This window comes from Actinoalloteichus hoggarensis (genome assembly GCF_002234535.1).
In the GTDB taxonomy this organism is placed as follows: Bacteria; Actinomycetota; Actinomycetes; order Mycobacteriales; family Pseudonocardiaceae; genus Actinoalloteichus_A; species Actinoalloteichus_A hoggarensis.
In genome coordinates this window covers 882,056-903,986 of sequence record NZ_CP022521.1, presented here as the reverse complement: position 1 = coordinate 903,986, position 21,931 = coordinate 882,056, and the positions used below count along the sequence as shown (strand labels likewise).

16 protein-coding genes are annotated in these 21,931 nt (G+C 72.8%); 9 read left to right on the top strand and 7 right to left on the bottom strand.

From position 1 onward, the window contains the following. Positions 1-135 precede the first annotated feature (135 nt). The 4 genes from AHOG_RS04175 to AHOG_RS04155 form a co-directional block, all read right to left on the bottom strand. Positions 136-1,179 carry a thiamine ABC transporter substrate-binding protein gene (locus AHOG_RS04175; protein ID WP_376700072.1) on the bottom strand — a complete coding sequence of 348 codons (1,044 nt, stop codon included), beginning with the start codon at positions 1,177-1,179 and terminating at the stop codon, positions 136-138. A 442-nt stretch (positions 1,180-1,621) separates the two neighbouring features. Beyond that, positions 1,622-1,921, bottom strand: a complete 300-nt coding sequence (locus tag AHOG_RS04165; protein ID WP_093940173.1) for a 4a-hydroxytetrahydrobiopterin dehydratase — start codon at positions 1,919-1,921, stop codon at positions 1,622-1,624. A 153-nt stretch (positions 1,922-2,074) separates the two neighbouring features. Further along, positions 2,075-2,779, bottom strand: coding sequence for a response regulator transcription factor (locus AHOG_RS04160; protein ID WP_245856551.1), 705 nt, complete (start codon positions 2,777-2,779; stop codon positions 2,075-2,077). Continuing rightward, positions 2,749-4,218, bottom strand: coding sequence for a sensor histidine kinase (locus AHOG_RS04155; protein WP_157736624.1), 1,470 nt, complete (start codon positions 4,216-4,218; stop codon positions 2,749-2,751). Before AHOG_RS04155 ends, AHOG_RS04160 begins: the two co-directional genes overlap by 31 nt. Positions 4,219-4,350: 132 nt before the next feature. Between AHOG_RS04155 and AHOG_RS04150 the strand changes: the two genes are divergently transcribed. Together AHOG_RS04150 and AHOG_RS04145 are read left to right on the top strand one after the other, a co-directional pair. After that, positions 4,351-5,166 (top strand): ABC transporter ATP-binding protein, encoded by an 816-nt coding sequence (locus AHOG_RS04150; RefSeq protein ID WP_093940171.1) that lies wholly within the window; start codon positions 4,351-4,353, stop codon positions 5,164-5,166. Continuing rightward, positions 5,163-7,106, top strand: coding sequence for an FtsX-like permease family protein (locus AHOG_RS04145; RefSeq protein WP_093940170.1), 1,944 nt, complete (start codon positions 5,163-5,165; stop codon positions 7,104-7,106). Before AHOG_RS04150 ends, AHOG_RS04145 begins: the two co-directional genes overlap by 4 nt. A 120-nt stretch (positions 7,107-7,226) precedes the next feature. Here AHOG_RS04145 and AHOG_RS04140 read toward each other — a convergent pair whose 3' ends face one another. Then, the gene (locus AHOG_RS04140; RefSeq protein WP_093944138.1) at positions 7,227-7,871 is read right to left on the bottom strand and encodes a TetR/AcrR family transcriptional regulator; all 645 of its coding nucleotides are present in this window, start codon (positions 7,869-7,871) and stop codon (positions 7,227-7,229) included. A gap of 146 nt (positions 7,872-8,017) precedes the next feature. Between AHOG_RS04140 and AHOG_RS04135 the strand changes: the two genes are divergently transcribed. After that, positions 8,018-8,797 carry an SDR family oxidoreductase gene (locus tag AHOG_RS04135; RefSeq protein ID WP_093944137.1) on the top strand — a complete coding sequence of 260 codons (780 nt, stop codon included), beginning with the start codon at positions 8,018-8,020 and terminating at the stop codon, positions 8,795-8,797. 117 nt (positions 8,798-8,914) lie between these two features. On the opposite strand, the gene AHOG_RS28255 is transcribed toward AHOG_RS04135, so the two are convergent. Then, positions 8,915-9,400 carry a hypothetical protein gene (locus AHOG_RS28255; RefSeq protein ID WP_157736623.1) on the bottom strand — a complete coding sequence of 162 codons (486 nt, stop codon included), beginning with the start codon at positions 9,398-9,400 and terminating at the stop codon, positions 8,915-8,917. A 298-nt stretch (positions 9,401-9,698) separates the two neighbouring features. Next, positions 9,699-11,168 (bottom strand): XRE family transcriptional regulator, encoded by a 1,470-nt coding sequence (locus AHOG_RS04125; RefSeq protein ID WP_211290520.1) that lies wholly within the window; start codon positions 11,166-11,168, stop codon positions 9,699-9,701. Positions 11,169-11,285: 117 nt separating this feature from the next. On the opposite strand from AHOG_RS04125, the gene aceA reads away from it, so the two are divergent. The 6 genes from aceA to AHOG_RS04095 all read left to right on the top strand — a co-directional run bounded on the left by aceA (position 11,286) and on the right by AHOG_RS04095 (position 21,915). Further along, positions 11,286-12,599: an isocitrate lyase gene (aceA, locus tag AHOG_RS04120; protein WP_093944135.1), complete on the top strand. Its 1,314-nt coding sequence runs from the start codon at positions 11,286-11,288 to the stop codon at positions 12,597-12,599. 314 nt (positions 12,600-12,913) lie between these two features. Further along, positions 12,914-13,447, top strand: a complete 534-nt coding sequence (locus AHOG_RS04115; protein ID WP_093940169.1) for a YbaB/EbfC family nucleoid-associated protein — start codon at positions 12,914-12,916, stop codon at positions 13,445-13,447. Continuing rightward, the gene (locus AHOG_RS04110; protein WP_093940168.1) at positions 13,444-13,758 is read left to right on the top strand and encodes a WXG100 family type VII secretion target; all 315 of its coding nucleotides are present in this window, start codon (positions 13,444-13,446) and stop codon (positions 13,756-13,758) included. The genes AHOG_RS04115 and AHOG_RS04110 overlap by 4 nt, the downstream gene beginning before the upstream one ends. Beyond that, complete coding sequence (locus tag AHOG_RS04105) at positions 13,755-14,606, top strand: hypothetical protein (protein WP_093940167.1); 852 nt, start codon at positions 13,755-13,757, stop codon at positions 14,604-14,606. The genes AHOG_RS04110 and AHOG_RS04105 overlap by 4 nt, the downstream gene beginning before the upstream one ends. Before the next feature lie 138 nt (positions 14,607-14,744). After that, positions 14,745-21,479, top strand: a complete 6,735-nt coding sequence (locus AHOG_RS30215; RefSeq protein ID WP_093940166.1) for a WXG100-like domain-containing protein — start codon at positions 14,745-14,747, stop codon at positions 21,477-21,479. After that, positions 21,448-21,915: a hypothetical protein gene (locus tag AHOG_RS04095; protein ID WP_093940165.1), complete on the top strand. Its 468-nt coding sequence runs from the start codon at positions 21,448-21,450 to the stop codon at positions 21,913-21,915. The genes AHOG_RS30215 and AHOG_RS04095 overlap by 32 nt, the downstream gene beginning before the upstream one ends. The last annotated feature ends 16 nt before the right edge of the window (positions 21,916-21,931 follow it).

Below are 21,931 nucleotides of genomic sequence, written 5' to 3'. Positions count from 1 at the left end.
GAGCCCGGCGGCGGCCCGATCGGCGCCCCGGCCGTCGGTCTGCGTGCCGCCGGGCCGAGACTCGTGGGCGGATTCACGGCCGGCCCCGCGCCGTCGCGGGGGCGGCCGGCTGCGGCGCCGCGCCGTGCGACGGGCTCAGCCGAGCACGATCGTGCGCCACTGCTCCACCCAGTCCTCGCGGTTCGCGTCCACCTCGTCGGCGGGCAGGGCCGCCGAGTCCTCGGGCAGCGGCGCGGCGGCCTCCCACGACTCGGGCAGCGCCACGTCCTCGCGCACCGGGTAGACGTACATGTTCTCCGCGACCTGCGACTGGAACGGCTCCGACAACAGGAAGTCGATCACCTCGCGGGCGCCGTCCGGCTCGGCGGCGCCCGCCAGCACCCCCGCGTACTCGACCTGGCGGTAGCAGGTGTCCAGCAGCGCGGTGGTGCGCGGCTCGCCGTCCTCGCCGATCTCGGCGGCGGGCGAGGAGGCGTAGGACACGACGATCGGACGCGGTCCCGCACCGCTCGATCCGGAGAAGTCCTGGGTGTAGGCCTCGGTCCAGCCGCCGGTGACCTTCACGCCGTTGTCCCGCAGCCCGGCCCAGTAGTCGGCCCAGCCGTCGTCCCCGTAGTGCTCGATGGTGGCCAGCTGGAACGCCAGGCCGGGCGAGGACGTCGCCGGGTCCGGCACCACCGTGAGGTCACGGTAGTCGGGATCGACGAGGTCGTCGAAGCCCGTCGGGGGCGCGATGCCGCCGTTGGCGGGGTCGGCGAACCAGTCGACGTCGATGTTCAGGCACACGTCGCCGACGTCGACGGCGCTGAGCGCGTCGGCGGTCTCGTCGTCGGCGCCCTCGATGCGGTAGCGGTCGGCCCCGTCGGCCGCCGCCGGGCTTCGGTAGGGCTCGAAGACGCCCTCCCGGATCGCGCGGGAGGCGAAGGTCGAGTCGACGCCGAACACGACGTCGCCGATCGGGTTGTCCCTGCTGAGCACGAGGGTGTTGGTCAGTTCGCCCGCGTCTCCGCTCTGCCGGACGTCCAGTTCGATGCCGCTGGACTCCTCGAACTCGGCGACGACCGCCTCGTCGTAGGCGAAGGAGTCGTGGGTGACCAGGACGACGCGGCGACTCGTCGGGTCGTCGGGTCCTCGGTCGGGGCCGCCGCCGACCAGGGAGCAGCTTGCGACGGCACACACGACGAGCGCCGATGTCGCGGTCGCGGTGGCGACGCGACGGGCCTTTCCTGGCACGAGTCCTCCTCATGACGGTTCGCGGGCGCCGACCGTCCACCCGTCATGAGGGCACCTCCCTGCGCCGGCATGATCCGGATCAGGTGCGGGGGCGGGCACGGCCGACCGCGACCACCCCTGGACGGTCGAGGGCTTCGTCTGTGACCCGGCCTCGTGTCGACTCGCAGACCGTGCGAGCCGTGACGACGTCGAGTCACGCCCTCCTCTCAGCCCGGCGCACCGGACTCCCGTGGCGTCGCCCAGGCTACGCGGGCGCCGCGGGCGCTCCGACGCAGGCCACCGAAGCCCGGCCGCACGACGACGATCGTCAAGCCCGCCCGACCGGGCGCCTCGGCTTCGGACGGACCCGCGACGGCCGCCCCGAGGACCCGTCCTTCGGCCCGCCCGCTCACTGACCGCGCGCCACGTCCACCACGTTGTCGATCTCCTGCGCGAGGGTGACGTCCAGGCGCGTGATCCCGCCCGCGGAATGCGTGCTCAGCCGGAAGACCAGCGTCGAGAAGCGGATGTCGATGTCGGGATGGTGGTCCTCGCTCTCGGCGATCTCGGCCACCCGGTTCACCACCGCGACGGCCTCGGGGAAGGACGGCAGGTCGACACGTCGAACCAGCGCGTCGCCGTCCCGCCGCCAGTCGCCCAGCCGGGCGAGGGCCTTGTCGATCTCGTCGTCACTCAACTGCTCAGCCATAGCCTCATCGGAGCCCGTTCGCGGTCCGCGCGCAACTCGTCGCCGGTCCCAGCCGCCCGACCCAGCCGCCCGACCTCGCCATCGGGCGCATCTCCGCCGGGCCGTCCCCGTCGCGGCGGGCGCGGGTGGCGAGCCCGGGTGGCGGGTGGCGGGTCAGTGGCTCAGGCCGTGGTCGCGGAGATAGGCGAGCACCGCCAGCACACGGCGGTGGCCCTGTTCCTGCGGGGGCAGGTCGAGCTTGGCGAGGATGTTGCCGATGTGCTTGGCCACGGCCGCCTCGCTGACGGTCAACGTCCTGGCGATCACGCCGTTGGCGTGGCCCTGCGCCATCAGGCCGAGCACCTCGTGTTCCCTGGCGGACAGCCGCGTGATGGGCGAGGAGTCCCGGTTGCGCGCCAGCAGCTGCCGCACGACCTCCTGATCGACCACGGTGCCGCCTGCGGCCACCTGCACCACGGCGGCGACGAACTGCCGGACGTCGCCCACGCGGTCCTTGAGCAGATAGCCCAGACCGGGCCCGCCGTCGGCGAACAGCTCGGCGGCGTAGGTCTGTTCGATGTACTGGCTCAGCACCATGATCGGCAGCTCCGGCCGGTTCTCGCGCAGGCTGATGGCCGCCCGCAGTCCCTCGTCGGAGTGGCCGGGCGGCATCCGGACGTCGGTGAGCACCAGGTCGGGGACGGTGTCGGCGACGGCGGCGAGCAGTTCGTCCGCCGTGCCGACGGCGGCCGTCACCCGGTGGCCGAACCGGCCGAGCAGGTGCACGAGGCCGTCCCGTAACAGCACGGAGTCCTCGGCGAGCGCGATGCGGAGCCCGCCGTGATCGCTCAGACGCTCGACTCCAGGCTCGACGGACACGGAATCTCCAGGTGCAGGACGGTGGGTCCCCCGATCGGGCTGGCGAGCAACAGTCTGCCGCCCACCGCCGCGGCCCGATCCACCAAGCCCTGAAGTCCGGTGCCCGCCGTCGGGTCCGCTCCGCCGTCACCCTCGTCGGTGACGGTGATGACGAGCAGTGCGCCCCGCAGGCCGCCGGTGACCGTGGCCGAGGACGCCCCGCTGTGCCGGACGACGTTCGTCAGCGCCTCGGCGACCACGAAGTAGGCCGCCACCTCGGCGAAGGCGGGCGGGCGGACCGGCAGGTCGATCCGCACCGTGACCGCGATCGGCAGCCGGTCGCCCAGCTCCGCGACGGCGGCGGGCAGTCCCCGATCGGTGAGCACCCGGGGATGGATGCCCCGCACCACCGCGCGCAGCTCCGCCAACGCCTCCCGTGCCGCGTCCTGCGCTCCGCGCACCAGCCGGACGGCCTCGCCGTCGGCGTTCTCCTCCTCCAACGCGATCGTCGCCATTCCGAGGCTGAGATGGACGGAGAGCAGCCGCTGCTGCGCGCCGTCGTGCAGGTCCCGCTCGATCCGGCGGCGCTCCACCTCGAAGCCGTCGACGAGCCGGGCTCGGGATCGCCGCAGCTCGACCAGCTCCGCGCCGAGATCCGGCCCGGCGCCGCCGTACAGCAGCCGCGTGAGTCGCCCCCTGATCGCCGCCACCGGGGTGACCAGATAGGCCGAGAACACCAGGAAGACGGGCAGGAGCAGCGGTCCGAGCCAGCGCAACGGCGACTCGGTCACCGGCACGTCGAAGGCCACGGCGTCGGCCGGGCCGAACAGGGCGAGCAGGGGCACGCCGACGAGACAGGCCACCCCCACCAGGACGGCGATGAGCGTCACCAGCTCGAAGACCCAGAACAGCGTCGTGATCGGGAGCGTGGCCACCAGCTCACGCCAGGTCGCGGGCTCCCGCAGGCGTAGCGACCACCAGGCGAGCATCCCCCGGCGCGGCGCGGGCAGGTGATTCGGGCGCAGCGGCTCCCGATCGATCCACAGGAGTCTGTGCCGTTCGGCCGCCGCCACCGGCAGTCCCAGCAGGGCGAGGATCGCGAGGAGCACGAGCCCGCCGCCCACGGGGGTCAGCAGGATTCCTGTCAACCCCAACACCAGTGCGCTGAACAGCCAGAACGGCGCGATGACCGTTCCGGTGAGCAGATAGAGCAGGCACAGCCAGGGCCATCGGGTGAGCGGATACCGCCAGGGGGCGGCTCGTAAGGCGGCCCAGGCCGACCGTGGCGACGGCGCGGCCCCCGCCTCGGCGGCGTCGGAGGTTCCGAGTCCCGGCTGCGGGGCGCCCTCGGGCTGCGTGCCGGTCGTCGGCGCGCTCGGCGGCGCGACGTTCGACGGGACCATCGGCATGACGGCGTCACCCGGCACGACGGCGTCACCCGGTGGAGGGGCAGGAGGCACGGGGACACCGTAGGCAGTCGCGACCCGCGAGGCAGTCGCCCAGGGCGGAGCCGTCGGGTAGTGCGGGGTATACCCCCGGAAGTGGATCGGCTGCCCGTGTGCGCGACCCCGCCCATCGACTTCGCTTGCGGCATGAATTCACCCAGTCGATCGGACGCCGCGCTGCGGATGATCTCGGCGGGCCGTGTGTACGGCAAGGGGGCCGCCAGGGTCGTCGCGCTCGACGCGGTGAGCCTGGACTTCCGTCGGGGTTCGTTCACCGCCGTGATGGGGGCCTCCGGCTCCGGGAAGTCGACGCTGCTGCACTGCGCGTCCGGGCTGGACCTGGTGACCGACGGCTCCGTCCTGCTCGACGGCGTGGACCTCGCCACCCTGTCGGACGAACGGTTGACGCTGCTGCGGCGGGAGCGGGTGGGGTTCGTCTTCCAACAGTTCAACCTGCTGCCCTCGCTGACGGCCGCACAGAACGTGGCCCTTCCTCGGCGGCTCGCAGGTCATCGGCCGCGGCGCGCCGAGGTCATGGCGGTGCTGGACCGGGTCGGCCTGGCGGATCGGGCCGGGCGCCGTCCCGCCGAACTGTCCGGCGGGCAGCAGCAGCGGGTCGCGCTGGCACGCGCGCTGATCAGCCGACCGGAGGTGCTGTTCGCGGACGAGCCGACCGGGGCGCTGGACCGGGCCACCGGTCGAGTCGTCCTCGGGCTGCTGCGTGAGCTGGTCGACGACGCGGGCCAGACCGTGGTCATGGTGACCCACGATCCGCTGGCCGCCTCCTATGCCGACAGTGTCGTCTTCCTCGCCGACGGCCGGGTCGCCTCGACGCTGCGGGGTGCGGACGCGGCGGGGATCGCGGCGGAGCTGACCCGGTTGGAGGCCGCCACCGAGGGGATGCCGCCGGGGAACCTGCCCGGGGCGACCGGCTCCCTGCCGCGGTCGGGGGCCGCACGATGATGCTCGACATCGCCTGGCAGACCCTCCGCCATCGGCTCGGCTCCTTCGTCGGCTCCCTCATCGCGCTCACCGGCGGCGTGGCGATGCTGACCTCGACCATCCTGGTCATCCTCTCCACCCGCGCGGGCGGTCTCGACGCGGGCGACGCCGAGCTGATCCAGGAGATCACCTCTCTGCTGGGCCTGTTCGCGAGTCTCGCCGCGTTCCTGTCGATCTTCGTGGTCGCCGCGACGTTCGCCTTCGCCGTCGGTCGCCGGGAACGCGAACTCGCACTGCTGCGCGGCATCGGCGCCACCGGCAGGCAGATCCGTCGGCTGGTGGTGTTGGAGGGCCTGCTCGTCAGCCTCGTGGCGAGCGTCGCGGGCACCCTCCTCGGGCTGCCCGGCGCCACTCTGCTCGTCTCGGTGCTCACCGCCCAGGGGTTCGCTCCGGAGTCCTTCGGCGTGGTCCTCTCCGCCGACACGCTCGGCGGCGCGATGGCCGGCTCGATCGGGCTGTGTGTGACCGTCGCGGTGCTCGGCACGGTCGGCGCCGCCCGTCGGGCCGCGACGATCCGCCCGATCGAGGCACTGCGCGAGGCGTCGGTGGAGCCCACCGGAATGCGACCGATGCGCTGGGCGGCGGGCCTGTTCTTCCTCGCCATGGGAATCGGCGTTGCCGCCTACGGCATGACCGAGGGCGGCGTCACCGGGATCGTCCTGCTGATGGGCTTCAGCTATCCGCTGTTGATCGGCCTGGCCCTGCTCGCCCCGGTCTTCGTCGGGCCGGTGACCACGCTGGTGACCGCGCTGCCCGCCCGGCTCACCACCGCCACGGGCTCGCTGGCGGCGGGCAACGTCCGCACCTCGGGCAGGCGGAGCGCGGGCACCGCCGCGCCGGTGCTGCTCGCCGTCGGGCTGACGGTGTCGACCTTGGGCACGCTCAACGTCCTCGTCGTCGCGGGCGAGACGGAGAGCCGGGCCTTCTACGCCGGTGACGTGCTGATCGACGTCGAACCGCATGTCGACGCGACCGCGGCGGCGGCCGACGCGGCGGGCGTCTCCGGCGTCTCGCTGGCCGCGGTCACCGTGTCGACGCGGGCCTCGCTGTCGCGGATCGACGGTGCCTGGACGATGGACGGCCGGGACGTACTGGGGGTCGACCCGGCCGTCGTCGACCAGGCCTTCGCCGTGGAGATCGCCGACGGCACTCTCGACGATCTCCACGGCGGCACCGTCGCCCTGCACGCCGCCTCGGCGGACGAGCTGGGCTGGTCGGTGGGCGACGAGGTGAGCGTGGGCTTCCCGGACGGGGCGGACGTGCCCGTCCGCGTCGCCGCGTTGTTCGAGGGCGGTGCGATGGGCGATCACCTGCCCGTCCTCGCCCCCGCCGACCTGGTGCGCGAGCACTCGGCGGGTACCGAGACGTCCTCGGTGTGGGTGCGGACGGAGTCGCCTCGCCTCGTGGCCTCGGTCCACGATGACCTGACCGAACGGATGGTCGACTCGGCAGCGCGGGTGCTCACCACGGACGAGTACTTCGATGAGCTGACGGCGACGGACCGGCTGGCGCAGCGGGTGGTCACCCTCGTGTTGGCCGGTTTCGTCCTGACGTACACGCTCATCTCGGTGGCCAACACCGCGTTGATGTCCTTCGGCAGCAGAACCCGCGAGTTCGCCCTGCTCGGCAGGCTGGGCGCCACCCGTGGCCAGATCCTGCGGATGATCGCCTGGGAGTCGCTGTCGGTCGGCGCCGTCGGCGTGCTGCTCGGCGGGCTGGCCGCGGCCGGGGCGTCCATCGCGACCTGGATGACGGTGCGGATGTCGATGCCCTCGGCGCCGTTGGTGTTGCCGTGGGGCGACCTCGCGGCCGTCGGGGGCTGCTGTCTGATCATCGCGCTCGGGGCCTCGCTGCTGCCTGCCGTGTTCGCCGTACGACAGGGCCGGGCGCCGAACGACTGAGCGGCCCGCGACGGCTGGCGGGGTGGTGTGGGACGGCGTTCGCCTGACGCCGGCGGCGGCCGTCGGGCCGCGCGACGGGCTCGACGGACTCGGCGGGACTTGTGTCGCGGTCGGCGGGACTCAGTCGTCGGTGGCCGCCGCCGGTCCCGTCGCGGCGTACCGGGCGGCGAAGGTGCGGACGGCCTCGTCGACCACCTGAGCGACACGTTCGGCGCTCACCTGCCAGCCGGGCACCAGGAGTGTCGGCCAGAAGACGTAGTTGGAGATCATGCCCAGGAACTGGGTGGCCGCGAGGTCCACGTCCTCGATCCGCACCGTTCCCGCCTCGTGTTCGGCCAGGAGGTAGCGGCGTACGGACTCGAAGTAGGGCGTCTTCCCGTGCGAGAACTGCGCATGGGCCAGCTCGGGGAACCGGGGCAGCTCGGCGATGACGATCCGGAACAGGTCGGCCATCCGGGCGCGGCCCAACAGCTCGGCGTAGCGGCGACCGAGGATGCCGAGCCCGTCGACGACGTTGCCTGCCTGCGGCGGTTCCTCGTCGTCAGCGGTCGACCAGGACTCGGTGACCATGGCGTCGAACAGGGCGGCCTTGCTCGGGAACTGCTTGAACAAGGTGGCCCGCGAGACGCCCGCGCGCTCCGCGATCCGCGCCAGCGACGTCCGGTCGTAGCCCGATTCGAGGAACAGCGCGGTCGCGGCCGTCAGGATCAGCCCGCGCTTCTCCTCGGCGACGCGCTGGTGGTACGTCGGTACGACCTTGCTCATGGGGCCGAGCATACGAGGTGAGTGGCTTGACTCACCACTGCCGCCGACCTAGGGTCACGGGCATGGCGAGTCGATCGACTCACCACCGGCCGGACGTTCATCACCGGCGATCCCGGCCGGTCGTCCACGTACCGAAGGAACAGCCGATGCCCCGCTTCGACGATCGGACCGTGCTCGTGACCGGCGGGACCGGCGGCCAGGGCTCGAGTCACGTACGCGCCTTTCACGCGGAAGGGGCGAACGTGGTGATCGGGGGCCTCGACGCCGAACGTGGCGCCGCCCTGGCCGACGAGCTCGGGGCTCGTGCTCGCTTCACCCGCCTCGACGTCACCGATGAGAGCTCGTGGTGCGCCGCCGTGCAGGCCGCCGAGAGCGTCTTCGGCGCCCTGCACGTGCTCGTCAACAACGCCGGCGTCCAGAACCCGCCCGCGCTGATCGAGGACACGGACCAGGCCACGTGGTCGCGCATCCTCGACGTCAACCTCACCGGGACCTTCCTCGGCATGAAGGTCGCCGCCCCCGCACTGCGCCGGGCGGCGGGGGGAGCCGTCGTCAACATCGCCTCGACGATGGCCCTGGGCGGCACGGCGCACTACGCGCCGTACGTCGCAGGCAAGTGGGCCGTGCGAGGGCTCACCCGAACGGCGGCACTCGAACTCGGCCGCGACCGGATCCGAGTGAACACCATCCACCCCGGCGTGATCGCGACCCCCTTCATTCACGAGCCGGCGGCCGGCGCGGTGTCGGCGATCGCCGACTTCTACTCCCCCGAGCCGTTCGCCGTCCCCCGACTCGGAGAGCCGATCGATGTCAGCCGCCTTCTGCTGTTCCTCGCGTCGTCGGAGGCGTCGTTCATCACGGGATCGGAGTACGTCATCGACGGCGGGCTTCTCCTCGGCCCCGCCCTCCAGGCCGAGACCGCATGAGCGCCCCGGAAAGGACCGGCGGGAACGGCTCCGCACGAGACGGGTCCTTGTCCCGCCTGCCCGGCCACATCCGACGAGCCGTCGAGATCACCCCCGCCGCGGGCACCCGAGAACGGATCATCTGTGCGCTTTCCCGGACCTATCCACATGTCCTTCCTCCAGCCATACCAGGTGGCCGTGTTGGTGTCGGGCCACGCGGACGACTCGATCGGGGCTGATCTTGGCGCCGCCGCGTTGTAGTCCGCCGATCTCGGCGGCGTAGCGCTCTGCCGGGGTGTCGGGGCGATCGGTCGGGCGGGCGGTGCCGTGGGGTGGCGGCTCGGGATGTCGGGTGGGCTGATTGCTGATCGTCGTGTCGTCGGTGATGCCGTGTCCGGCGATCTGGTGGCAGTAGGCGTCGAAGACGCGTTGTGCGGCGAGGAGGGCTGTCCGTGCGGCATGGAGCTCGTCGGTGGCGGCGAGGGCGCAGTGTCGGGCCGAATCGACCGCGGGTTGGGTGGAGCCGGTGGTCGCGGTGTCGAAGGTGGTGGTGCCGTCGTCGATCGCCTTCCTTGTGGGCGTGGACGGTGGCGGCGAGGGCGTCGGCGAGTGAGGCATGGGCACGGCGCAGCTCCGCATAGAGCTGGTCGATTTGAACTGTCCGGCCACCCCACAGCCTCCCCACCGCCGCACTGCCACCCCGCAGCCGAGCCGCACTCGTCACCCTCCTCGACCGACTACGCCACTGAACCCACCACACCACCACGGCCCGGCCCGGCGCCCGATCCCCGGTGGGACCCGACGTGCCCTTCACCGAAGGCAGCCGATCGAACCGGGTCGCGCCGGGCCGCGCCGATCGAACCAGGCCACACCGGGCCGCCGGAGCCACCGGAGGGGACACCCTCGCTCCGGCCGCCCCGCCTCACTCGGCGTCGTAACGCTCCAAGAAGGTGTAGACGTCGGTCTCGTCCACCCCCGGAAAAGGACCGGGCGGCAACGCCGACAGCACATGGGAGTTCGCCCGCGCCGACGGCCACGCCAGCCCCTCCCACCGCCCCGCCAACTCCGACGGCGGCCTACGGCAGCACTCACCGGTCGGACAACGCGACACCGCCCGATTGGTGGTGTCGCGACCCCGGAACCAACGGGAGTCGGCATACGGGACGCCGAGGGTGATGGCGAAGTTCCGCTCCCGGTTCGGGTCCACGTGCGACACGCACCAGTGGGTCCCGTTGGGCTTGTCGGTGTACTGGTAGTGGATCGAGTAGCGGTCCGGCGAGCCGAAGACCCGCCTGCCCGACCACTGCCGACACATGCGCTGCCCCTCGATCGCGCCGGACGGATCGGTGGGCAGGATCAGGCCGTCGTTCTCATACGCCTTGTAGATGATGCCGGTCTCGTCGTTGCGGACGAAGTGTCCCTGCAGATCCAGGTGTCGGGTCGCCAGGTTGGTGAAGCGGTGCGCGGCCATCTCGTAGGACACCGAGAACACGTCGCGCAGGTCCTCCACCGCCAGATCGCGATCCGTCTTGGCCTGTGTGAGGAACGGCACCGCCGTCGACTCGGGGATCAGTGTCGCGGCGGCGAAGTAGTTGGCCTCGACGCGCTGAGACAGGAAGTCGGCGAAGCCCTTGGGCTGGGCGTGCCCGAGCACGAAGTGCCCGAGGGTCTGCAACAGGATGGTGCGGGGGCTGTGCATCCCGACCGACTCGCGCTTGAGGTAGATCCGCCGATGACGGAGATCGGTGACGCTGCGAACCGTCCTGGGCAGGTCCGGGACGTAGCGCACGGTGAATCCGCAGTGCGACACGATCGACATCACGGTGCCCTCGGACAACGCGCCCCCGGTGTAGCCGACGGCCGCCAGCGTGCGGGCCGCCGCCACCTCGATCTCGGGAAAGTAGTTGTCCTGTTCCCGCATCCGGCTGCGCAGCGCCGCGTTGGCCAGCCGCGCCTCCTCGGGGGTGGCCGCGCGACGGGCGTTGCGGCTGCGCAGCTCGCCGTAGAGGCCGAGCAGGTGTTCCAACACCTCGTTGGGCACCCGCCTGCCGACCTTGAGATGCCCCAGCCCCAACGAGGCGTAGAGCGGGTCGCGCTGCGCCTCGGCGAGGGCGATCTCCAGTTCGTCCCGCCGGGTGGGCGCCTCCCCCGAGAGCAGTTCCTCGATGGACACGTCCAGGGCGTCGGCGAGTCGATGCAGCAGGGACAGCTTCGGCTCTCGCCTGCCGTTCTCCAAGAGCGAGAGCTGCGACGGCGCCCGGCCCACCCGCTCACCGAGTTCGGCCAGTGTCAGTCCCCGACGGCCCCGCAGGTGCCGCAGCCGTTTGCCAAGGGTGATGAGGTCGCGGTCCGCCGCCAATTTCATCGAGTCTTCCGAACCGAAGCCCGCCATGGCTTTGATGCTAGAAGAACATGTGCCGTTCTTTCCAGGTCCGATCCTGGTGCGGTCGTCGTGATCCGCCCGATGCTGGTGACCAGGCAGGCGGGCGAGCGACGGAAGGCGGACACCATGATCAGCGGTCCGAACGGCGAACACATCCGAGCGCGACGAGCCGACGCGGTGGCGGAACTACGCATCCAGTGGGACACCGATCCGCGCTGGCGCACCACCCGTCGCGAGCACACGGCCCACGACGTGGTCCGGCTGCGCGGCTCCGTCGTCGAGCGCCACACCCTGGCCGAGCTGGGCGCCCGCAGACTGTGGGAGCTGCTGCACCGGGAGGACGGCGGCCATGTCCATGCCCTCGGCGCGCTCACCGGGAATCAGGCCGTGCAGCAGGTCCGCGCGGGCCTCCAGGCGATCTACCTCTCCGGCTGGCAGGTCGCCGCCGACGCCAACCGCGCGGGGCAGACCTATCCCGACCAGAGCCTGTACCCGGTCGACTCCGTCCCGGCGGCCGTGCGGCGCGTCAACAACGCGCTGCTGCGAGCCGACCAGATCAGCTGGTCGGAGGGACACACGGAGTCGCCGCACTGGCTCGCCCCGATCGTCGCCGACGCCGAGGCGGGCTTCGGCGGCGTGCTGAACGCCTACGAGCTGATGAAGGCGATGATCGAGGCAGGCGCGGCCGGGGTGCACTGGGAGGACCAGCTCGCCGCCGAGAAGAAGTGCGGACATCTGGGCGGCAAGGTCCTCATCCCCACCGGCCAGCACATCCGCACCCTGCGGGCCGCCCGGCTGGCCGCCGACGTGGCCGGGGTCCCCAGCGTCATCATCGCCAGGACCGACGCGCAGGCCGCGACCCTGATCACCAGCGACGTCGACGAGCGCGATCGACGATTCCTCACCGGCGAACAGACGGCGGAGGGCTTCCATCGGGTCACGGCGGGCATCGAACCGTGCATCAGCCGAGGACTGGCCTACGCGCCCTACGCCGACCTGTTGTGGATGGAGACCGGCACACCCGATCTCGACACCGCCCGCCGCTTCGCCGAGGCGATCAAGGCGGAGCATCCCGATCAGCTCCTCGCCTACAACTGCTCGCCGTCGTTCAACTGGCGGCGGCATCTCGACGACGCCGCCATCGCGGGCTTCCAACGCGAACTCGCGGCGATGGGCTACCGCTTTCAGTTCATCACCCTCGCGGGCTTCCACTCCCTCAACCACGCGATGTTCTCACTGGCCAGGCGCTATGCCGACGAGGGCATGACCGCCTACGTCGACCTCCAGGAGGCCGAGTTCGCGGCCGAGGCCCACGGCTACACCGCGACCCGCCATCAGCGGGAGGTCGGCACCGGCTACTTCGACCTGATCAGCAACGCCGTGTCACCCGGCGGGTCCACCACCGCGCTGGCGGGCTCGACGGAGGCCGCGCAGTTCTGAGGTCCGGGACGCGGCAGCCGCCGCGTCCCGCCGACGGCCACGCCGCGGCGGCGCGTCCCGAAGAAGACCCGGGCCGTCGCGGCATCCCCGTGGAGATCGCCGAACTCAGACCGATGCCGCCTCGACGCCGTGCTCGACGGAGACCCGGGATCCGACACGGGGCCGCCCGGCCGCTGCCGCTGGACTGAACGAGGTAATCCGTGGTCACGCTGTCGGACGCATCTCGCGAACCGCCCTCGAAGCCGCGACACGAGCGCTAACGTGCACTCCGGGGGATCGAACAGACGCCGTCTGTAGTCACGGGGGAGGTGGCCATGGCGGGACCAGAGGATCGACGCGCCCGGCTGGAGGCGCGCAACGCGGCCGTCCGCGACCAGGTCGACCAGCTGATGGGGCAGCTGCGCCGACAGACCGACCAGCTGCGGGAGGCACAGACCGAGGCCGCGAAGGTGAGCGCGAAGGTCAGTTCGCCGGACGGGCTCGTCACGGCCACGGTCGACTCGAGCGGCACGCTGACGCGGCTGGAGTTCGCGCCGAGCGCCTTCGCACGCAGCAGCCCGGACAAGCTCGGCCGAGTGGCCACCGAGGTCGTCCGCCAGGCGTCGAACCAGGCCGGGCAACGGGTCACCGAGATCATGGCGCCGCTTCAGGAGGGCACGCCCGATCTCGCCGACCTGGTCGAGGGTGCCCCGTCGTTCCGCGACCTGGTCGGCCCGTTCTCCCGACCGGGTGCCGAACCGCCGGAGTCGGCGACGCCGACGACGAGCCCTCGTCCCCGGCGGCCCGCGCGGGACGAGGTCGATGACGAGGAGCCGCAGAGCTGGCTGACCGGAGGCGACTCCCGATGAGCGACGGCTACGAGGTCGACCCGGCCGCGCTGCGGACCGCGGCCACCGGATTCACCGGCGCCTCCGATTCGATGGAGACGGCCCGCGTCAGCCTGGAGAACGCCTTGGCCGCCGAGGGCGCCTGCTGGGGCGAGGACGAGTCCGGCCAGGCCTTCAGCACCGAGTACGTGCCGAACTCCGCGATCGCGATGGAGTCGTTCGTCAATCTGGTCGCCGGCCTGACAGCGTTGAAGACCAGCCTGGACGACTGCGCGGACGCCTGGGAGGCGATGGACGAGGAGAGCGCCGACGCCTTGGGGAGCGGATCGTGACCGCGCCGGACTCGCGGCTACCCGACGGACCGTACGGCGTCTGGCGTGGTCAGGTGTTCCGGGTGGGAACGGGGCGGCCCGGCACGGTCGCCCTGACCGTCCTGGACGGCGATCCCACGCCCGACGGCTTCCGGGCCAGGGCGAGCGGCCGGATCGTCGGCACGATCGCCGCCGCCGAGCTGACCGAACGGTTCTCGCTGCACACCTATTGCCTCCTCGACGGCGAGCGGTACCTCGTCACCGGCGAGGACGACGCACGGCTTCGGCTCGCCTGGACCGGGAGGGACGCCGTCCGCGCACGCGAACTGGGCCTGACCGTCTACGAGCGCACCGGGTTCTTCGCGTCGGCGCCACCGGAGCGGCTGACCGCGTTGTGGCAGCAGCGCACCGAGACCGCGCGTGCCGAGGACATCCCACGGCCCGTGCGCTCCGAGGCCGCGTTGCGGCACGCCGCCGCCGCGGCCGTCGTCGCCTCCGCCGGGCCGCCTCGACAGTCGATCGACGTCGAGTTCCGCCAGGTCGGCGGCTACGCCGAGCTGACCTGCCGCGGCGTCGACGAGGCCGGCGTCGTCCGGCTGTTCTCGCCGCGAGCACCGGTCGGTCAGGCGCTCACCGAGCTCCGGGATCGCTCAGCGGAGGAGGGACAAGCCGCCTGGCTCGCGGCGCGCCTGCGCATCCGCCCGGACGGCGGTCTCGCGGGGATCTCCTACGACGACGAGACCAGCTGGCACTGCCCGCCGCCGGTCGCCGCACTGACAGCGGAGCTGACCCGCCACCCGCGACCGGCGGAGGCCGTGCCGCGGTGGTGGCGAGCGCTCACCGACGATCGGGCGGTCCCCGACAGCTGACCGGCCGCGTTCGACCGGACACCCACCACCGCCACGGCAGGCGCCTCTCCGGGCGCGTTTCACGGCCGCCCCGCCTGCATTCGCTTCGACTCGCTGTTCCCACGGCCCTGCTGCGGCAGACGACGCTAGGTGCATCCCATGGGCATGGAGATCCCCGACGAGGTCAAGTGGCTCATCCCGATCTGTGTCGGGATGAACTGGCCCGAGGGCGACGAGACCGCGCTGCGTCGCCTCGGCGAGGCCTGGCGGCAGGCGGCCGCCGACGTAGGCGCGGTGATCGAAGAGGGCCAAGCGGCGGCGGATGCCTCACTGAACTGCATGGAGGGCCAGACGGCCGACGCCTTCCGGCAGATGTGGGACCAGTTCGTCGCGGGCGACGAACGGTTCCTGGTCTCTTTACAGGAGTTCTGCGAAGAGCTCGGCGCGAACTGCGACGCCACCGCGCTCGAGGTCGAGTACACGAAGTACATGATCATCGCCTCACTGATCATGCTGCTGATCCAGATCCTGGCGATGATCGCGGCGGCCTTCGCCACCTTCGGCGCGGCCAGTGCGGGGATCCCCGTCGCGCAGGCGGCGACCCGGCTCACCGTGCAGATGATCTTCCGGCAGCTCATCATCTCGATCCTGAAGAGCGTGGCCCTCGAAGTGGCCATGTCGGTCGGACTCGACGCCGCCGTCCAGGGACTCCAGATGCTCCAGGGCAATCGAGAGTCGATGGACTGGGGAAAGATCAAGGACTCCGCGATCAGCGGGGTGATCTCGGGCGTCGTCGGCGGCGTCTCCGGTGTGATCCCGACGGGCGCGACCACCGGATTATCCACCAGCGTCACGGGAAGCCTCACCGACGGAGCGCTGCGCGGCGCCACCAGGGGCGCGGCCGAGGGGCTGGTGAGCACGGCCGCCGAGGGTCTGATCACCGGTCAGGGCATCACCGCTCAAGACCTGCTCTACGGCACCACGTCGGGCGCGGTCGGCGGTGCGGTGGACGGAACGGAGCAGCGGGCCGACAGCATCAACGCGCCGAGTCCCGATCTCGGCGGCGCCGACTCGTCGAACGACGGTCTCGGACCGGACGGGGACGGCTCGATCGACCTGCTGCCCGATCGCGGCGGCTCGGACGGGCCCTCGCCTGCCGATGGGGGCGGCGACTCGGGGCCGGGTCCGAACTCGGGGCCATCCGATCCGGGAGCGCCGGGCGGCGGCTCGCCGGGTCCGAACGCCCTCGCCACGGCGCCGGGCGGGACCGGCCTCGGTGACGGCACCGGCGGGCCGGGCACGGCTCCGAGCACGATCGGGCCGGGGCCGAGCACGACGGGACCGAATACGCCGGAGCCGGGCACGACCGGGCCCGGTGCGGCGCCGGGTCCCTCGGCGGGCGACGGCGGTCCCGTCGGGCCGCCGGCCGACAGCGGATCGAGCCCGGCAGGGTCGCCGTCGAACCCGCCCGCCGCGGCGGGCTCGACCGCCGCCTCCGGCTCGGGGAGCAGCCACACGCCGAGCGCCCCGGACGCGCCCCGCACTCCGGACGCGTCGAGCACACCCGACGCCGCCCCCGACACGCCCGCATGGAACGGCGGCCCGCCCGACGGCCCGGGCCCCGGCGTGGACTCCTCCGCGACCGTCCCACCCGCCGGCACGCCGACGTCCCCGCAGAGCGACGTCCCACCCGCCGGATCGTCGAGCCCGGACTCCCCGGCCGCCCCGGCCCCCGCGGCCCCGACGACGAACCCCGACTCCGGGGCGTCGCCGGGTGGCGCGGCTCCGGACGACGGAACCGGGGCATCGCCCGGTTCCGCGGCCACCGGCGAGGTCCCCTCCGGTGATTCGCCGGGCGGCAGCGCCCCGAGCGGCGGGCCGAGCAGCCCGTCTGCCGGCCTCGATCGGACCGCGCCCACCGGAGGCGGCGGGGCCGACGGCCCGCCACCGGGCGCCCGCTCGGCCGGCACGTCCGGGCCGACGTCCACACCGGACACGTTCGGTTCGATCGACCCGGCCCGCGGCGACTCCGTCGCTCCCCGTGCCGACTCTCCCGCCGACGCCTCCACAGCGGATCGCGGCGCCGGCACGGGCCTGCCTCCGGGCGGCTCGATGACCGGCTCGACGCCGACATCCGGACCCCGGCTGGAACCCGCGCTCCCACCCGGCGCCGGAGCCCTCGGGCCGCAGCCCCCCACGCCGGGCGGTCTGCCGCCCGGCGGCTTCGGACCCGGCTCCGCCGATCCGGGCGGCGCGGGTGCGGGACCTGCGGGCTTCGGCCCGGCGGGCACGGGCCCGACGAACGCCCCGTCCGGCCCGACGCAGGGATCGGATTCCACCGGACCCTCGGTCTTCGGTCCCGGCGGACCGGGCGGACCGACCCGACCCGATTCGGCGGCTCCGAGCGGCCCGGCGACGATCACGGCGAGTTCCATGACCGGTGGCACCGACGCACCGTTCACGGGCGGACCCGCAGGCCTCCACGGTGGCACCGGCGGCCAGCCCGGCGGCACGGGACCAGCACCGTCAGGCGGCTCGGCAGGTGGTCCGGCGGCGGGCGGCATGCCCGGCTCGGTGCCGTTCGGCCCGACCGGGGGCGGATTCTCCAGCCCGCAAGGTCCGGGCCCCGGAATGTCGGGCCCCACGACGTCGAGCCCTGGTGGCCAGTCCGGCCCGCCGCAGGGCGGCAGGCAGCCCAACCCCGGCGGACTCGGCGCACCGCCCCCCGGCCCGGGACAGCCGGGATCATCGACCGCACCCCGCACGGCTCCGACGCAACCGCCCCGGCCGCTCGACGCCGGACCGCCTCCCTATCAGAGCGGCCCGGCGCAACAGCACCCCGGCGGCCCGCCGCGGCAGCACCCCGGCAGCTCGCCCCCGAACCCCGGTGGTCGTCCGCCGCAGCCGCCCGGCGGACCGACACCGCAGCGCCCAGGCGGCCCGCCGCCGCAACACCCGCACGGCGCGACGCTGCCCGCGCTCGCCCCGCCACCGGGCGGACCGCCCGGCCATCGCCCGACTGTCCCGCCCTTGCCGCCGGGCCCCGGCGGACCCGGCATGCCCGGCGGACGTCAACCGGGTCCGTACCAGGGCGGACCGCCGCACGGCGGACCGCAGCGCCCGATCGGTCCGCCCGGTGCGTACGGCCCAGGACGACCGCCGGGCGGCCCGAGTCCCGGCGGCGCACCACACCCCGGGCCGAACGGGCCCGCCCCCTCGAACGATCAGTCCCCACGGCGGCAGCCCGGTGTTCCCGGACACCTCGGCCCCGGAGCGCCGCCTCCGGGCGCCATGGGCGGCCCGTCCGACGGATTTCACAAACAGCCGGACGGTGCGGGTCGGCAGCCGGACGGGCCAGGCAGGCAGTCCGGTGGCGTCGGCCGACCGGCCGGACCGGGGCGTCCCCCGAACGGTCTCGGCCTGCCGCCACACATGCCGAACCGGTTCGGCCCGCCGCCGACGCATCCCACCGGACCGGACAGGCCCGGCCCGACCGGCCCGAATCCCTCGGGTCCGGGTCCGCACCAGCAGCCGGGCCCGTCCGCTCCGCAGTCCCCGCCGACCGGCGGCCCCGCACGACCGGGAGCCGACGCGCCGACCCGGCAACCCGGAGACGGCGACGTGCCCGCCCCACGCGGCGAGACGCCGCCTGCCGGCACAGGCCCCCGGCCCGCGCCGCTGCCACGTGGAATCGGCGGCATCGACGGCGGCCCGCCGCCGAATCGGGCGTCCGCCGAGCCGCCTGCGACCCAGGCCCTGCCGCCCGCCCCGGCACCGAGGACGCCGGAGGACGCGGGCGTCCCCTCAGACCCGGCTCCCGACGCACCGACGGGCCCCGAGGATCCGACGCCACGTCACGAGCCGGCCGATTCGGCCACGGCAGCCGACTCGTCCGGGGCCACGAGCTCGCCCGAGGCAGCAGGCTCACCCGACGCCGTCGACTCGCCCGACGCCGCAGGCTCCGACGTCGATCGCGGTCTGTCGCCGAGCGAGCACGAGTACCCGCTGTCCGACGGCTCGACGTATGACACGAGCCTCGGAGCCGACCAGCTCGACTCGGCGGGCGGATTCGAGAGCGAGCTGGCGGAGCGGCTCGAGGGCACCGGGCTCACCCCGGAGCAGTTCGACGAGCTTCGGCAGCGCCCGGTGGAGAACTACACGGCCGAGGAGGTCGCGGCGATCCGCGATGTGCGCGACGGCGTCGAGGCCCCGGCCGGCGAGGTCGTGCAGCGCGTCCTCACCAGCGAGGTCGCGGCGAACTACCTGCGGAACAACCCGGTGTTCATCCCCGACGGCAGCGGGGGGCGCCTCCAGATCTTCGACCCGACCAAGGCGAACGGCTTCACCACCCGCTACCGCGATGTGGCGGAGCTGCGCGGCCCGGCGGACGTCATCGAGGGACTGCGCCTGGACTACACCGACCTCGGCTACGAGGAGCGCAACGGTCGGCCGCCGTACCTGCCGGACGACGCGAGCATCCCCGTGCTGCGCTTTCCCCTCGATCAACCGGACAATCTGACCATCCCCTACGGCGGCACCACGCCGGAGGGACAGATGATCATGGGCGGCGACGCCCGCCAAGACCCGCCGTTCACCGGCAACGGCTTCCCCGGCAGCGAACACCACGCCATCCCGGAGTTCCAGCTGAGCCCGACCGAGTTCGGCGAGATCGCCGAATTATGGGTCGTGGATCGCGAGGGCGATGAGCGACTGCTCGCCGCGTTCGATCCGGACAGCGGACAGTGGAGCACCACTCCCCACGGCGAAGCCTGGCTGAGCGCGAACGACACGGCGCGCGCCGACCTGCTCGCCGAGCGCGACGCGGCGAGCACGACCCCGACCACGGACGTCGATCCGGCCGACGGCGCCACGCGGCGCCGCGAGACCGCCTCCTCTCCGGACTCGACGTCGCCGGCCGAGCCCGCCGACCGGGCAGGCGATCGAGACGGCCCGCCGGACGGTGCCGACGGCTCCGTCGAGACGCCGTCGCCCGCCCCGGACCCGGCCGCGCTCCTGGCGGCGAGCGCCACCACGCCCGCGGGCCGGGCGTTCTTCCCGGACGAACCGGAGACCAGCAGATCGGCGATGGACGTCGCCCCGGACCCGGACGGGCGCCGAACCTACGATCTGCACGGCGATCGACAGCACGTCTTCATCGGCGACCAGACGCTGACCGCCGCCGAGTTCGCCGACGTCGTCCGCGCCGACCCGGACTGGAACGGCGAAGCCATCCGGCTGCTGTCCTGCGACACGGGCGGTCTCCCGGACGGGTTCGCCGCGCAGCTCGCCAGGGAACTCGGCGTGGAGGTCCTGGCTCCGACCGAGATGGGATGGGTCGGGGCCGACGGGAGCGTCTTCTCCGCCGAGGGCGTCCAGAACGCCGACGGAGACCGGATTCCCACCGACCCGCCCGGCGGCCGGTGGGACACGTTCCACCCGGACGGGACGTCGGCGGAGTTCGGCGAGGGCGGCCCGTATCTGTCCGACGCCCCCGCCGACCCGGCGGCTCCGGAGGATGCGCGGCCGAGGGCGAACACCCGTTCGTCCGACCAGGTCGCCGACTACCTCGCACCGCCCCGCGATCCGGACGTCCCCCCGGTGCCGGTGCTGCTCGCCCCGGGACAACGGTTCGGCGACGTGGTGCCCGACCCCGACCCGAACACGTGGTACCGGGCGGAGATCCAGTTCGAGGACGCCGACGGCGACCTGCGCACCCGGCCCCTCGGCGACTTCTTCGTCGGCAGCGACGAGGCAGGCCCGGCCAGACTCGAATACGTCAGCTCCACGGTGCCCAACGAAGGCCTGGGGACGGACTCGCAGGCGTACTTCCCGCCGGGCGACGCCACCGGGCCGGTGCTCGGGGCCCTCGGACTGGTGCTGGATCCCGGCGTCGTCTACGACGTGATCGACGGCTACGGGCGGCAGCGCTTCCGCACCGACGACCTGGCCGAGCCACCGCGTGCGGTGACGTGGGACGGCGAGACGACACCGAGCGGCGACGCACCGGAGGGAACCGAGCGCTCGACGGACGATACGACGCCGGAGCCGTCGTCGACGCCGGTCACCACACGCACGGAGGAGTGGAACCCGCGCGAGGGCGCCTTCACCGTGGAATGGGCCGACCGAGCGCCGGAAGACCGGCCCGCGAACGCCGAGATCACGCTGCTGCAGCCGGACGGCAGCTGGCACGCCACGATCTACACCGACGGCGCCGGGAACATCAGCCGAGTGCACACCTGGGCGGGGCCGGTCGACGGTCTGTACAACCCGGAACTCGGCAACAAGAGCACCATGCACTTCCACCATGACGAGACCAAGGCGGATCCACACCTGAAGAACCGAGAAGGCGCGCCGATCGGCAACGTCGTATTCGGTGTGATCAAGCCTCCGGAAGCCGGCGAGACACCCGGCGAGCCTCGATGGCTCTTCCACACCGATGAGCGGGGTTACACCTCTGCGGCCAGCGGTAAGCTGGATTTCGACAAGCTGAGCCAGCACGCCCGCTACAAGATAGTCCAGCAGATACTCGGACACGTCGGCACGGACAACGAGTACAAGGGCCTCGGACTCTTCTTCCAAGGCGGCCACATCTTCGGACATGCGGCGGGCGGCATCAACGAGCGCATCGCGCTGATACCTCAATGGCGAAAGCAGAATGCCACCTTCGGTCGATTCCTCACCGCCGACGGCTGGGGCGAGATGGAGAACGACCTCAGGGAGACCCCCGACATCACGGTGGACGCATTCGACTTCTGGGCGGACCGCGCCGACGGCAAGGAGACGCCGACCGTCATCCATATACGTTTTCAGATCACGATGGGCGATCCGCCTGTGACGTCGACTCACCTGAGGAGTTTCCCGAATGTCCCCTCCGCGACCCCCCTCGCTCCCTAGTGAAGACGAACTGCGGAACCGGATCGGCGACCTGCTGCTCGCCGCCGCGCCGCCGGACTGGCAGCGCATCGACCTCAAGGCGCTGATGGCGAGCACCGTGCGAGACGTGAGCCTCACGGTGGTGACGGCCGACGGCGGCAGCCCGCCCGTCGCGCCCACTCCGGAGCTGAGCGAGGACCTCGCCCGGCTCCGGCAGGCCACCGCCGACCCGGAGCAGGGCGCGTGGTTCTCCCTGCGATTCACCGTGGACCCGCCCCGCACGTTCCAGGTGAGCTACAACTACCTCCATGAGCCGCAGTGGGTGCCGCCGGTGGAGCCCGCGGTGTTCGTGGCCGACCTGCTGGCGTTCCCCCGTGCGGCACGACACGTGCCCCGCTGGCTGGCGGACCGGCTCGCGCAGGCGACGCGAGGAGACGCCCCCGACCCCGCCGCCTGAGTCGCCACGGACGCAG